Source organism: Croceibacterium soli, from assembly GCF_009828065.1.
Lineage (GTDB): Bacteria > Pseudomonadota > Alphaproteobacteria > Sphingomonadales > Sphingomonadaceae > Croceibacterium_B > Croceibacterium_B soli.
In genome coordinates, this window is sequence record NZ_WTYK01000002.1 from 83,078 (window position 1) to 97,145 (window position 14,068).

The following is a 14,068-nucleotide window of genomic DNA, read 5'->3' on the forward strand; positions in this document are numbered from 1 at the left end:
CTAGATCTCGCCGCGAAACGTCAGATAATAGTTGGCACCGCGAGGATCACCCCAGCGACTGTAATAGGGCGAACCGATGCCGCTCTGGATTTCGGCTGGTGGCTTCTTGTCGAAGATGTTGCGCACGCCTGCCTGGATCTCGGCCGACTTCAGAAAACTCGGGCTCAGCCGATAGCGAACGAACAAATCATGATACATTTGCGACGGAACGCGGGCCGAGTTCAGGTTCGGATCGACGATGCGATTGGGGCGAGTGTAATATCCGCTCGTGCAATTGCTAGTCCAGCTGATGCTAAATTGCTTATGAGTCCAGGTCAGCGTCCCATAACCACGCCATTTGGGGTTGTCGACCAGCCCGGCGCGCTCGACCGGATCGGCTGAGGGAATGATGATCGTGACATTGTTGATGGCATGCGTCGCCCGCCCCTGGATCTCGAACTTGCCGAAAGAGGTGGAAAGCGTCTGCGAGAGCGCGAGGTCGAGCGCGTCAACCTTATATCTCGAAATATTGAGCGGTCCTGTGTCAGCGGCAATGATCGGTCCGACGCCAAATGGGCCGAAGGTACTCGGATCCGTGTCGCGGATGATTCGATCGGGAGCCAAAGCAAGGACCTGAAGCAGGCCGGCCTGCGTCGTGATGTCTAGGATATTGGCGATCGCATCCTTTTTCCGGATGCGGGTGTAATCGGCCGAGAAGCGCAATCCCGGGATGAAGCGCGGCGTCAGAATGATGCCGAAGGATGTCGACCTGGACGTTTCGGGACGCAGGCTCGTGGCACTGTCCGAGATCAGGAGAACGTCCCTGAGCGTTTCATCGCCGCGATCGGGGTCTGTGATACCGAACAACTGGAACAGCGCGGCATCGAAGAGAAAGGGCTCGCCTGGAGACAGCTCGGTCAGCGACGGCGGAAGGAATCCGGTGCTATAGCTGGCGCGAAGCGCGATATCGCGAACGGGCTTCCATTCGAGCCCCAGTGTCGGGTTGGTCGAGTGGAGCTTCGAACGCGTTTCGGTCAGGGGCGCGGGATCAATCAGGCCGACGACATTGGACGTCGTGCTCCGAAACCATTCGGTTCGAACGGCCGCCTGCGCGGTCAGCGAGTGAATAGCAGGAATGGCATTGACTTCGCTGATAAGCGGCAGAGTCAATTCACCATAACCGCTGATCACATCCTGAGATCGGCCATTATAGCGCGTCGTCGCTGCGACGAACGGTTTGAGCTCTTCGGTTCGGTATTCGAGGATACCGGAGAAATTGGGACGGCCGCCCGGCAGGCTGACTTGAATTGGCCCGCCAACTCTCAGTGCCGCCGCGTTGAATATGGTTTTGCCAGGTCCGAACTCGTTGGTCGGCCGTTCGAACTCGGCGAAGACATCGGGGGTCAGGTTCAAGTCGCTAAAGACATCGATGGCGCCACTGATCACTCGCGCGGTCTGGAGACCGTTGAGCGTGTTCATCGTCCGGGATTCAAAAGTCGCCTTGTTCCAGGTGTAATCGGCCGCGCCCTTCCAGGAGCCCGGCAGGTCGAAGGTCACGCCGGACACCGCACGGAGGCTCTTGTTCCGAGATGACAATTGCTCGTCGGTCCCGACGAGCGGAACGGTAACGCGGATTGCTTCATTGAACGGATTGCCTGCCGCGCCTGGGGCAAGCGCGAACGTCGCTCCGCTTTGTTGCCCGCCCTCGAAATGGGACTGACTATCCGAATAGGAAATGGTCGCAAAGCCAGCGAAACTGGAGTCGAATTCATGCCGTAACGTCGTACTCAGCGAGCTGAGCTTCGACCCGGCTAACAGACTGCGTCGGCCGCCACCGTTGGTCTGGGCGGTATTAGCCATGTCGAAATCGTAGTTGCCGGCATTGGCTATGAGGCCTGCCCCGTCGTCGGAAGCGGGCCCGAGATAGCCGTAGGGCACGAATGTCCGCGACGAACCGATAGATCCGCCTCCGAACTCGGGTCGCAGTGTCAGGATCGCGCCGGTCTGGCTCCGGATGTTCGTCGTCGCACCGAGCGGCGGCGACGCAGCATTGAAGATCGAGTTCGAATTGTTCGCGAGGATCGTCTCGATGCCGCGCGAATAAAAATTGCGGTCATTGAAACGCAACGTATCCTTGTCGGCATGGCTGGCGAAGAACATGATATTCGTGTCGCCATTGTTGAATGTCACCCCGCCTGACAGGTCGATTCGCAGGGTTTCCGGCTGGCCCCGAAATGCGTTGCCATAAGTAAGTTGCGCCTGAAGGCCTTCATAATCGCTCCGTAATACAATATTGACTGCGCCGCCGGTTGCGCCGCCGCCAAAAATGCCGGACGCGGTCGAGGGCAGCACATCGATGCGTTCGATCGCGCCCAAGGGGATACTGTTGATGTCCGTCTGTTCCTGATTGCCGAACGCGCCACGCGAGGCTACGCGGCGGCCATCGATCAGGATGAGCGTCTGGCGTGGCCCTAGGCCGCGCAGATCCAGCGTGCTCGACGCTCCTTGATTGGATTCGCCGCTCTTGCCGCTCACCGTGCCAGCGGCCATCGGCAGCAATTGGCGCAGCAGATCCTCCGTATCCTGCGCGTTTGTGCGATCAATCTGCTCTCGGTTGATGATAACATAGGGCTGAGGATCATCCTCGGTCCGCCGAATATCGACGTTTTGCGATCGACTTCCCACCACGAGGATTTCAGCAACGCCCCCCTCCTTCCATGCCGTTGCTCTTTTCGCCGCGGTCCGCTCATCGGCGGCCGCGGCGGGGGCGTTTCCCTCCGCACTCTCGATCAGGTAGCCGTTGTCCCCGGAGCGGCGGAAGCGGAGGCCGGTGCCGGCGAGGAGGCGGGTGAGCGCCTGGGGGACGGTCATGCGCCCGGACACGGCCGGGGCGGTTCGCCCGCGGGTCACGGCCTCGGGGGCCATGATGTCGACGCCGCCCTGGCGCGAGACCTTCAGCAGCGCGTCCGCCAGGGGCTGCTCCTCGATGCGGAATGCCTGGCTGCTCTCCTGCGCCGCCGCCGGCGCGGCCGCCGCGAGCGTGGCTATGCCGAGCGCCCCCGCCGCCGCACAGGCAAGCCAGCGGCCGCGCCGCGCACCGATGCTGTTCGACCGTGTGTTCATCCTCTTCCCCCCTCCTCTCGAGCGGCACTCTCGTGCCCGGGGGCGTTCTGTGGCCCCTCATTCACTCAAACGAAGGAGGGGCGCCGATCGGCAGAAAAATCGTCATCGCCCTGTAACCGAAGCGTAACCGAAGCGTCATCGAACCGTCATCGGGCGGACAGCGTGATCGCTCCGTCGGCGGTGCGCCGGCTCTCGACCGGCAGCGCGGCTTCGAGGTTGGCAACGAAGCGGTCGATGTCGCTCGAGCGGAAGGAGGTGGTGACTTTCATGCGGCCGACCTCCGGGTCCGCCAGGCGGATCGGGACGGTGCTGTAGCGCTGCAGGTCGGCGACGATCTCGGCGATCGGGGCCTCGGAATAGTACAGCCGGCCGCTGCGCCACTCGCCGGGGACGACCGGCGCCGGGGCGGTGGGCGTGAAGGCGCGGCCTTCGTCGAGCACGGAGCCCTCCCCCGCCCCGAGCACGCGCGCCGGCTCGCTCTCGCGCAGGAGCCCGGCGAGCCGGCGGCGGCGCAGCTCGACCCGGCCTTCGAGGACGGAGACCTCGACGTCGTCGCCGATGCGGCGGACGTCGAACTTGGTGCCGGTCACGCGGATCTCGGCCTTGCCGGCGTGGACCACGAACGGGCGCGCGGGATCGGGCGCGACGTCGAAGAAGGCCTGGCCGCTGGCCAGGGTGACCCGGCGCTCGTCGTCGCTGAAGCGGACCTGCACGTCGGAGCGGGCGCCGACGGTGACGCGGCTGCCGTCGGCGAGGGGGAGGAGCTGGGTCTGGGCGACGGTGGTCTCGACCTCGACAGGGGGCGGCCGGAACAGGCCGGGCACAAAGACCGCGAGGGCGAGCGAGGCGGCCAGGGCTGCGGGCAGGACGAAGCGGCCCTTCCCGCGCACCGCCCATTCGCGGGCGCGGCTCAGCGGGGAGCGGCCGAGGGCCTCGGCCTCGCTGCGCCAGTCCTCGCCGATCAGGCTTTCGAGCGCCGGGGCCATGTCCCAGACCCTGCCGGCTTCGCGGAACGCCTGGTCGTGCGCGGGGTCGAGCGAGCGCCAGGCGTCGCACTCGGCCGCGGCGGCGGGCTCTTCGTCGAGCCGCAGGACCCAGTCGCGCGCCTGGTCCTGCGCGCTGCTGGGCCCACTCCCGGGGCGCAGAGGGGTGACGGTGGTCATCGGGGCTTGCCCATCCGCGCGACGCAGGTCTCGAGCGCCTTGTTGACCAGCAGCCGCGCGCCGGATTCCGATATCCTCATCCGGCGGGCAATCTCGGCATAGCCGAGGCCGTCGATGCGGTGCAGCAGGAACGCCACGCGTTCCTTGGGCTTAAGCTCGGCGACGATCACGGCCAGACGCTCCAGCTCCTGTTTCGATGATAAGACGTCCTCGGCGCTCGAATCGTGATTATTCTCTTCCACGATGCGGACATGCCGCGCGGCCACTCTGGCCGTCCCGTCGCGGCGGTGCGCGTCGATCACGAGGTTGCGGGCCGTGAGCTTGAGATAGGCCGCGGGGTTGGGAATCTCGCTGCAGTTGGGCGTGGCGGCGAACCGCAGGAACGCGGCCTGCACCACGTCCTCGGGTTCGGGCGGCCCGTTGCCGAACTTGCGGCGCACGTAAGCGCACAGCTCCCCCTGGTGCAGACGATAGAGCTCGTCCAGGAAGGGGCTCTTCCCAGCGGCTTGGCTCGTCATCGGCACGGGTTCGCGTTTCACGATCCTCTCCCACGCGCAGTGTGGAGCACTTCGGACCGGAATAGCAATACCATGAAAGTGGCGGCCGTCTCGATGTGAAACAGCGCCGTGCCCGCCCCGCCGGAGCGCCGGGTTCAGAAGCGGTAGCTCAACTCCAGGCCGTAGCGCCGGGGGCGCGCCTTGAAGACGAAGCCGCCGGGCGAGAACTCCGCGTTGTACTCCTCGTCGAAGGCGTTTTCGGCGAACAGCGTTGCCGACCAGCTGTCGTGTTCGAGCCCGAGCCGCGCGTCGACGAGGTCGATCGGATCGCGGCTGGTGGTGTTGTACGGCTCCCACCAGGTGCGGCCGGTGCGGCGATAGTCGAGCCGCGCCAGCACGCCGAGATCGGACGCTCCGATCGGGGCCCGGTACTGCGCACCGAGGTTGACCGTATAGCGCGAGATCAGCGGCAGCTCGTTGCCGATCACCGTCGGGTCGGCGAATTCGGTGATCTTGCTGTCGGTGTAGCCGAGCGCGGCATTGAGCTCCAACCCCTTGACCGGCCGCGCCCGTGCCTCCAGCTCGAAGCCGCTGATCCGCGCTTCGGGAATATTGCCGAGGTTCTGGGTCGAATTGGCAGCCAGGAAGACGAAGAAGTAACTGTTCTCGTTCCGCGTCGTATAAGCGTTCGCGGAAAGCGAAACGCGCCGGTCGAGGAACGAAGTGCGGGCGCCGATCTCAAGCGTTTCGGCGGTCTCCGCCTGGAAGATGTCGCCGACCCCGACGATGCCGTTGGACGCGGCAACGGCGCCCACGCCGGTCTGGTTGAACCCGCCGCTGCGGAAGCCGCGGCTGTAGCCGCCGTAGACCGTGACGGTCGGCGTCGGCTCCCAGGTGAGCGTCACTTTGGGCTGCAGGTCGTCGAACGAGACGCTGCGGACCTCGCCGGTCTGGCCCTGCGGAAAGCCGGGAACGTTGGGCAGGAAGCCGGCGGGCGTGAGGGTCGTGTTGCGGCGCCGATCGTGGTCGTAGCGGAGGCCGAGGTCGAGCGAGAGCTGCTCGGTAAAGTCGTAGCTGGCGTTGCCGAACACTGCCCAGGCGAAGTTGTTCTGCCGGTCGGCGAGGAAGGTCGCCTGGGGGTTGAGCGGATTGGTGCTGGGCGAGCGAAAGACCGGGAACACGCCGTTGCCGGTGTCGATCATGTTGCCGGTGGAGATGAAGCGGTTGGTGTCGATCGCATAGGCGCCGACGATGTAGCGGAACGGCCGGTCTTCTGGCGAAGTAAAGCGCACTTCCTGGCTGATCGCCTCGACGTCGAGGAACTGGCTCTGGTTGAGGTCGAAGCCGAACAGGAAGAAGAACAGCGATTCCTCGATCGGCAGGAAGTTGAACGAGTCGCCCGTGAGGATTTCCGAGAGCGTGTCGTAGCTCGTCACCGAGCTCAAGGTCCCCGCCTCGGTCTCCCAGCTCAGCCGAAGCGCGACGTTCTCCATGTCGCGGTCGTTCTGCCCGGGGTTGTTGACGCGGATCGGCAGGCTGGTGTCGTTCACGTCGTCGACGATGTTGAAGTACAGCGCCTGAGTCCGCAGCCGGCTGAACGATCCGCGCAAGTCGGCCGTGAAAGCGTCAGTGGGCGTCCACAGCAGCGTGCCGCGGGCCGAAAGGTCCTCCACGGGATCGGCCTTCTCGCCGAGGTAGGGATTGTCCAGGAAGCCTTCGCTGTCGAGCCAGGAGCCGGCGAGGCGGAAGCGCAGCGTGTCGCTGATCGGTCCGCTGACGCCGCCGCGAAGCCAATAGCTGAAGCCGTTGTCGATGCCGGTGCGGATCTGGCCCTCGAACTCGTCGCTCGGCTGCTTCGTGCGGATGACGATCGCACCGCCGATCGCGTTGCGCCCATAGACCGCCCCCTGCGGCCCCTTCAGCACCTCGATCTGCTCGATGTCGAACAGCTCCTGGTTGAATTGCGCCGGGTTTACTTGCTGCACGCCGTCGATCACCACCGCGACCGAAGGCTCGGAATTGCGCGCCTGGGTAATGCCGCGGATGACGATAAAGGCGTTGCCGGCGTTCTGCGTCTCGACCAGCGTCACGTTCGACGTGAGATTGATGAAGTCGCTCGGGCGTTCGATGCCGGCCGCCTCGATCGAAGCGGCAGTAAACGCAGTGATCGCGGCGGGAACGTCTTGCAGGCTCTCGTTACGGCGCAGGGCGGTTACGATGATGCCGTCGTCGTCCTGCTCAGCCGCGGATGGAGTGGGCGCTTCCTGCGCCGCGGCAGGGGCGGCGGCCAGGCCGGCGATCAAGGAAGCACCTGCCAAAAAGGTGCCACGTACGAACCCAGTCCCCATGCCCCGTCCCCTCCTCTCATGGCGGGACGGTCGGGCTGGCCTGGCGGGCCGGCACACGCCATCCGCTTGTTTTCGGAAGCTATGTACCTAATTTTACCAAGTCAAGCGAGGGATTTAGGCCGCCGACGACCGAGATCTCCTTGGCAGGCTCTTCGATCAGCACTTGGAGACAGGTTCGAAGAACTGGCTTTCGACTTTAGCTCGGCGGATCACGACTGCTGCATGGCGCCTGGCGCTGGCGACCGGCCCGTGAGCTGCTGCAATGCCTCTCTCAGCGCGGCATCGTGGTCCTTAGCGGACTCGTCGCAGCGCCAGCCGACGATGCCGTCCGGACGCACGATCACAGCCGAAGCGTTCGTCAGGCCAAGTCCGGCAACGTCCCGCTCATCGGCGAACCGGTGCGCTTCGAGACGGCCCGACCTTTCGGCGGCGTCGATCCAGCCGGTGCCCGCCGGTCCGGCCAGCAGCACGAAGTCGCGGCCGACGAGATCGAGGGTCGAAAGATCGCGACCGCCGTGCCGGATCCAAGCATGCCCCAGCCGAGTACCGGGGCGTCCGCTCGGCTGCTCGGGCGCTTCGACCGAAGCGCCTTCGCGACTTGCGCCGACCACCGCGCCGGAACGGTAGACCGGGCCCAGCTCGATCGCCGTATCCTGCAGGTTCGGCGCCAGGTCTTCGGCGGGCAGCGAGGAGTCCACCCGTTCGACGTAGCGGCGGAAGGCCTGCTCCACGGTCAGGTGAGCAACGGGCCGGCGCTCCGCATCGTAGCTGTCCAACAGGGCAGGATCCGCCCTGCCGTCCAGCACCATCGCCATCTTCCAGACCAGGTTGTGAACGTCGGCCACGCCGGTGTTGCCGCCAAAACCCCCGGTCGGCGGCATGACGTGGGCAGCATCCCCTGCCAGGAAGATGTCGCCCTGCCGAAAAGCGGCAGCCGTTTCCGCGCTCGCGCTCCAGGGCTGGACGTTCTCGATCAGCACCGGAAAATCGTCCGCCACGCCCAGCGCCGCGCGCACGAGCTCGGCGCACGAGTCGAACGGCAGCTCGCGCTCCAGAAGGTCTTCCCGCCCGCCCTGCTCGTCGAACGTCGAAAACACCGCCAGGAACCCGGCGTCTTCCGTGATCGAGAACCTGAAGAACGCCAGCATGCGGGGCTGGTTGACGTAGACGACGCTCAGGTTGCGGCCGCGCAACAGCGAACTCACATCGGCCTTGAAATAGATCGTTGCGCATTTGGCGAACGCGCCCCTGCCCTGCATCGGAATGCCGAGCGTTCTGCGGACCGGACTGTGCGCTCCGTCCGCGGCGATAAGGTAGCGTGCGCGAATGCGCCTCTCCTCGTCGCCGTCACGCGCGCGAGTCGTCACCGTGACTCCGGTCTCGTCCTGCGTCACCCCGGTCACTTCGGTCGAATAGCGGAGGTCGGCGCCAAGGCCGGCGGCATGCCGGCGAAGCACCGGCTCGAGCCCGATCTGCGTGATGAAGAGCCGGCGTACGGGACTGAGGTCCTCCACGCCTTCGTTGAACGAGCGATAGAAGGACGCGAGCTCCCTGCCCGCCAGGCTGTCCACCGCCACGATGGCGCCGTTCTGCACGAACTCGCGCTCCGCCGCCGCTTCCACGGCGTCCTGCAGGCCAACGCTGCGGAAGATCTCGAGCGTTCTTTGGTGGAACGAGGCGGCACGCGGGTGGATGGCCGTTCCGCGATGCCGCTCGACCAATACATGCGGCACTTGGTGGTGCGCGAGCAGGACCGATGCGGAGAGCCCCACGAGGCTGCCGCCGACGACCACGACCGGAACTTGCTCGTCCATCTCCTATGCGCCCTTCCTCTTCCGAACCGCGGTCTCCGCGCCTTCATCGAAGCTGTTGGATGGCGGTCACCGATACCGTCGACCTGCGATGCGCGCGCCCTCCGCCAGCGCCGCGAGCTTCGCCCAGACGACCTCCGGATCGAGGTTGTTTGCGCCGGCGTGCACCGAGAAGCCGCAGTCCACGCCCGCCATGATCCGCTCGCGGCCGAGCAGGTCGGCATAGCGCCCAATCCGCTGGGCGATCAATTCGGGGTGCTCGATATACGGGCTCTGCGGCTCGATCATGCCGGGGCACAGCACTTTGCCTTCGGGCAGCGGGTTCTCTTCGAAATAGGCGAACTCGTGCCCGTGGCGCGGGTTGGCGCCTTCGAGCAGCACCGTCTGCGGCCGCGCGCTCCAGACGATGTCGGCGATGTCCGCCAGCGGCACGTCGCAGTGGTGCGGCCCGGGATAATTGCCCCAGCACAAGTGCATCCGCAGCTGCTCGGGCGGGATGTTGCGCAGTGCATGGTTGAGCGCTGCCACGTTCATGCCGATCCGCTTGCGGAAATCCTCCAGCGACAAATGCGTGAACTGCACATGCCGGCCCATGGCCAGGTCCGGACAATCGACCTGCAGCGTAATGCCGGCCGCAGCGATCGTCTCGTATTCGTGGCGCAGCCCTTCGGCCAGGGCGAAGACGTACTCCTCGTCGCTGGGGTAATGCTGGTTCGGGAAGAACAGCGCGGTGACGCCGGGGCTGGCGGCGGACATGAAGGTCTCGTGACCGCCGGCCAGGCGCCGGAGCCGCTCGGCATCCTTGCGCGGCGCCTCCATGTCGATCACCTCGATCGGCGCCGTGCAGGCCGGCGCGCTGCGTCTGGCGCGGCCCTTGTTGCCGAACACTTGCGCCTTCGCCCCGGGAAACTCCTCGAGATCCTGGAACTCGTACTGCCCGGCCTCGCCGCCGAAGCCCGAAAGGCGGTGCTTGATGTATGTGGCGTAGCTCGGCTTGGACATTTCGCCGTCGTTGATCGCGGTGATCCCGGCCTGCTTCTGCCGTTCGACGACATGCGCCGTCGCCTGCTCGATCGCATCGTCGAGCGTGCCCTGATCGACGGCCTCGCCGGCCTCGCGCGCGAACATCAGTTCGAGCAGGTTCTCGGGGCGCGGCAGGCTGCCGGTGTGCGTGGTCCTGAAGCTCATGCCAGCTCTTCGCGCACGATCCTGGCGCCTTCCGCCAGCGCCTTCATCTTGCCGAACGCGACCTCGCGCGGGAGGTACTTGAGCCCGCAGTCGGGCGCCGGGATGATCCGGCTCGCGTCGACGTAGGGCAGCGCCCTGCGGATGCGCACGGCGACCGTCTCCGGCTCCTCGACGGCGTGGGTCGAGAGATCGAGCACGCCGAGGATGATGGTCTTGCCGGGCAGGGTCTCGAGGATCTTGCAATCGAGCTCCGACTGCGCGGTTTCGAGCGAGATCTGCAGAACTCCGCTGCCGGCCAGCTCGGGCAGGAAGTTGTACCCCTGCGGCCGTTCGTGGATCAGCGCGGCATAGCCGAAGCAGATGTGCAGCGCCGTAGTGCCCGTGACTCCCTCGAGCGCGGCCTCCAGGGCCTTGAGGCCATACTGGCGGGCCTTCTCCGGCCGCGCCTGCATATAGGGCTCGTCCAGCTGAACCACGTCCGCCCCGGCAGCGAACAGGTCCTTGATCTCGCCGTTGACCGCCCGGCCATAGGCGACCGCGAGCGCCTCCGGATCGCCGTAGTAATCGTCCTGCGCCTGCTGGCTCATCGTGAACGGGCCGGGCACGGTGATCTTGATCGCCTTCTCCGGGCTCGCGTGCTCGCGGAGGAACTCGACGTCCCGCACCTGCACCGGATGGCGCCGGGTGATCGGCCCGACCACCCGCGGCACCGGAACCGGCTCCCCGCTGCGATCGAGAGCCGTGCCGTGGTTCTCCATGTCCACGCCGTCCAGCGCCGTGGCGAAACGGTTCGAGTAGCTCTCGCGCCGCATTTCCCCGTCGGTGATGATGTCGAGCCCGGCGCGCTCCTGCTCGTGGATGGCCCAGACGGTAGCATCGTCCCAGGCCTGCGGGAGCAACTCTTCCGCGACACGCCACAGCTCCTTCTGCCGCGTTCGCGGCGGGAAGCGGCCGGCGAGCTTTTCACGGTCGATAAGCCAGTCGGGTTGGGCGTAGGAACCGACCAGCGAAGTCGGCAGCAGGGGAAGCGGCATCGAAGCTCCTCTCTCACTCCGTCATTGCGCGCCGATGGCGCCGCGCATTCGGGTTTTTCCAAGTGTTTGCTGGGTTAATGCGCTGCTGGCAATGGCGAAGCCGCCCCACTCGCAGCCACTAATCCCGGCGGGCGATGACATAGCTCTCGTCGTTGAACCACAGTTCTCCATGCTTGCTCAGCACCGCACGGGTCGCCTCGAGATAGTCCGACCGGCTCATCGCCTTCCCGAGGCGGTCGTCCTCGATCTGCGCGACGTATGTCGCGGCGTTCCACGCGGCGAGCAGGGTCGATGTCCCGATCGAGCTCGCCGCGCTGTCGATCTCGTCGGGCATCGTGTGCATCCTGTAACGGAACACCGACGCCTCCTCGGTGAGCGGTTCGAAGACGAAGCGCTCTGCCTCCTCGTTCAGAGCGTCCCGCGTCGCATCCAGCAGGTCCCGCCGGGAGGCGATGAACGGGTTCTCGCCCGGCCAGACTTTCTGCACGATTTCCAGCCCCGGGTCGGCTCCGGCCGAATGAATGCCCAGCAGTCGGCCGCCGGGCCCCAGGGCTCGCGCGAGCGGCGCAAGGACGCGCCGTGCCTTGAACTCGGTCGGAGCCCGCAAGCGGAACGGCTGGCTCGCGAGGATGAGGTCGAAGTCCGCGACCGGCCGGCCCTGCTGCGGGATGACGTCGTGCAGCAGGAAGCGCCGATCCTTGCGGTAGATCACCAAAGTCGCCGGCGTCTCCGGAACGAGCCCCCCGGATCGGCCGACATGGGTTTTCCAATTCTCCGAGAGGAAGGGCTGCAACTGGAGGATCTGCTGCTCGAACTCCGCGCTGGTTTCGCCTTCCAGCGCCAGCTCCTGCCAGCGCATGCGGCTTGCAGCCAGCGGGTTCGCCGGCTGCAGCCATGGGGCATCGGCGTAGGAGATGTTGGTCAGCGCTAGCACCGTCTCCGGGTGCTCGAGAAGCCGGTCGGGCATCTTCTCCAGGGTGAGCCGGACGTCTTCCAGGCTGATCTCCTTGCCCGCCACGTAGAACGGGACACGCTGGAAGCGGCGATGCATGGAACGAAGCGCGCGGGCCAGGACAGTGCCGTCGCCCGTGCCGGCATCGAAGAACCGCAAGGCTGGCGGCCGGGGCGCGATCCCGTGCAACTCGCGCGCTATCCGTTCCCCGATGATCAGCTTTTCCGAACACGTGGTCACGAACATCAGGTATTTCTGGCGGTTGTCGTAAAAGCGGAAGTCCTTCTCCTTGCTTCCGCCGCCACGCGCCGAAGCCGGGTTCTCCGAGGGCATTTCCGCTGTGGTCATAAGACGCACTCCGTTCGAAAGACGTACCCGCTTACCGGACTATCCCACCCACCATTTCACCGCCGCCCGTGGATCGCGTTGCGGCGCATCAGCAGGACCAGCGGGATCGACGCCAGGCTGAGCCACATCATTGCGTAGAAATCGTTCACATAGGCGATCATCGCCGCCTGCCGGGTCACTTCCGCGTCGATCACCGCGAGTGCGGCATCGCCGTACGCCGGGAACCGATCGAGCGCGGAGAGATCCATCATGCCGGTGAGGCCGGGCGTGACGTGGCTCGCCAGTTCGCTGTGACTGGTCTGGATGTTGCGCGCGAGGAGGGTCATCACCACCGAGATTCCGATCGACGAGCCGACGGAGCGGGTGAGGTTGAGCAAGCTCGAGCCGTCGGTGCGCAGGTGCGGCGGCAGGGTCGCGAAAGCGCTGGCGTTGAGCGGTATGAACACCAGTCCGATGCCGAGGCCCTGCACCAGGCCCGATATGACGATGTTGTAGTAATCCACCTCCAGCGACCAGCCGGCCATCCAGTTGAGCGACCATGCGCCGACCGCAAACCCGACGGCGACGATCCACCGCGCATCGACCCCCTTGCGCATCAGCAGGCCCGACACCTGCATGCTGACGAGCACCCCGATCCCTCGCGGCATCAGCACCATGCCGGTGTCGATCACGTCGTAGGCGAAGAGCTGCTGCAGCATCGGCGGAAGCAGCGCCATCGTCGCGAACATAACCGCGCCGACCACCACCATGAACAGCAGCGAGACCACGAAGTTGACGTCGGCGAACAGGGCGCGCGGGAACAGCGGCTCTTTCGCGGTCACCAGGTGGATGATCATCACCCAGGCGGCCGCGATCGTGCAGCCCAGGTAGATCCAGATCTCAGTCGAATCGAACCAGCCGACGTGGTTGCCGCGGTCGAGCAGGAGCTGGAGCGCGCTGAGCGCGACGGCGATCATCGCGAAGCCGAACAGGTCGAACCGCCGCCGGCGCACCGCGCGAGACGGCAGCTGGGCCATGAGAATGGCCAGCGAGGCGATCCCGACGGGAAGGTTGACGTAGAACACCCATCGCCAGGTCCAGTTCTCGGTCAGCCAGCCGCCCAGGATCGGGCCCAGGATCGGCCCGATCATGACGCCCAGCCCCCATAGGGCGATGATCTGCGGCTGCCGGCTCGGCCGCGTCGTGTCGAGCAGGACGCTCTGGCTGAGCGGCGCGATGAACGCTCCGGTGACTCCCTGGAGGGCGCGGAACACCACCATCTCCTGCAGGTTCTGCGCCATGCCGCACAGCATCGAAAAGACGATGAAGCCGGCGACGGACCAGAGGAAGAGATTGCGCGAGCCGATCCGGTCGGCCAGCCACCCGGTGATCGGCATCGCCACCGCCGAAGCGATGATATAGCTCGTCAGCACCCAGCTGATCGTGTCCGGCGTCGCCCCCAGCGCCGATTGCATATGCGGGATCGCCACGTTGGCGATGGTCGTGTCGAGCACCTGAAGCAACGAAGCGCTCATCACCCCGAGGATGAAGAGCGGCCGGTTCTTCACGTGAAGCTGAGCGACATCCTCGAGCTGCGCGGGCTGTTCACGGCGACCGGCGCGCCGCGGGGCACCCTCCCCGGCCAA

Annotated in this window: 9 protein-coding genes; all 9 read right to left on the reverse strand. The window is 65.8% G+C overall.

Annotated elements, in window-relative coordinates:
- The 9 genes from GRI75_RS03590 to GRI75_RS03630 all read right to left on the reverse strand — a co-directional run bounded on the left by GRI75_RS03590 (window position 1) and on the right by GRI75_RS03630 (window position 14,068).
- A complete protein-coding gene (locus GRI75_RS03590; protein ID WP_160745599.1) occupies window positions 1–3,102 on the reverse strand; it encodes a TonB-dependent receptor in 3,102 nt (1,033 codons plus the stop codon).
- 146 nt (window positions 3,103–3,248) lie between these two features.
- On the reverse strand, window positions 3,249–4,265 hold the full coding sequence (locus GRI75_RS03595) for a FecR family protein (RefSeq protein ID WP_160745600.1): 1,017 nt from the start codon (window positions 4,263–4,265) through the stop codon (window positions 3,249–3,251).
- Window positions 4,262–4,804, reverse strand: a complete 543-nt coding sequence (locus tag GRI75_RS03600; protein WP_160745601.1) for an RNA polymerase sigma factor — start codon at window positions 4,802–4,804, stop codon at window positions 4,262–4,264. Before GRI75_RS03600 ends, GRI75_RS03595 begins: the two co-directional genes overlap by 4 nt.
- Window positions 4,805–4,917: 113 nt before the next feature.
- Window positions 4,918–7,065 carry a TonB-dependent receptor gene (locus GRI75_RS03605; protein WP_235911275.1) on the reverse strand — a complete coding sequence of 716 codons (2,148 nt, stop codon included), beginning with the start codon at window positions 7,063–7,065 and terminating at the stop codon, window positions 4,918–4,920.
- Between the two features lie 254 nt (window positions 7,066–7,319).
- Entirely contained in the window at window positions 7,320–8,924 is a 1,605-nt protein-coding gene (locus tag GRI75_RS03610; RefSeq protein ID WP_160745603.1) for an FAD-dependent monooxygenase, read from the reverse strand.
- Window positions 8,925–8,990: 66 nt separating this feature from the next.
- Window positions 8,991–10,109, reverse strand: coding sequence for a cobalamin-independent methionine synthase II family protein (locus GRI75_RS03615; protein ID WP_160745604.1), 1,119 nt, complete (start codon window positions 10,107–10,109; stop codon window positions 8,991–8,993).
- Window positions 10,106–11,143: a uroporphyrinogen decarboxylase/cobalamine-independent methonine synthase family protein gene (locus GRI75_RS03620; protein ID WP_160745605.1), complete on the reverse strand. Its 1,038-nt coding sequence runs from the start codon at window positions 11,141–11,143 to the stop codon at window positions 10,106–10,108. The genes GRI75_RS03615 and GRI75_RS03620 overlap by 4 nt, the downstream gene beginning before the upstream one ends.
- 118 nt (window positions 11,144–11,261) lie before the next feature.
- Window positions 11,262–12,443, reverse strand: a complete 1,182-nt coding sequence (locus GRI75_RS03625) for a hypothetical protein (protein ID WP_160745606.1) — start codon at window positions 12,441–12,443, stop codon at window positions 11,262–11,264.
- A gap of 56 nt (window positions 12,444–12,499) precedes the next feature.
- Entirely contained in the window at window positions 12,500–14,068 is a 1,569-nt protein-coding gene (locus GRI75_RS03630) for an MDR family MFS transporter (RefSeq protein WP_160745607.1), read from the reverse strand.

Coding starts and splice junctions, on each gene's coding strand:
- GRI75_RS03595 (WP_160745600.1), bottom strand. CDS start 4,265: ATGACCACCGTCACCCCTCTGCGCCCCGGGAGTGGGCCCAGCAGCGCG.
- GRI75_RS03620 (WP_160745605.1), bottom strand. CDS start 11,143: ATGCCGCTTCCCCTGCTGCCGACTTCGCTGGTCGGTTCCTACGCCCAA.
- GRI75_RS03610 (WP_160745603.1), bottom strand. CDS start 8,924: ATGGACGAGCAAGTTCCGGTCGTGGTCGTCGGCGGCAGCCTCGTGGGG.
- GRI75_RS03590 (WP_160745599.1), bottom strand. CDS start 3,102: ATGAACACACGGTCGAACAGCATCGGTGCGCGGCGCGGCCGCTGGCTT.
- GRI75_RS03615 (WP_160745604.1), bottom strand. CDS start 10,109: ATGAGCTTCAGGACCACGCACACCGGCAGCCTGCCGCGCCCCGAGAAC.
- GRI75_RS03625 (WP_160745606.1), bottom strand. CDS start 12,443: ATGACCACAGCGGAAATGCCCTCGGAGAACCCGGCTTCGGCGCGTGGC.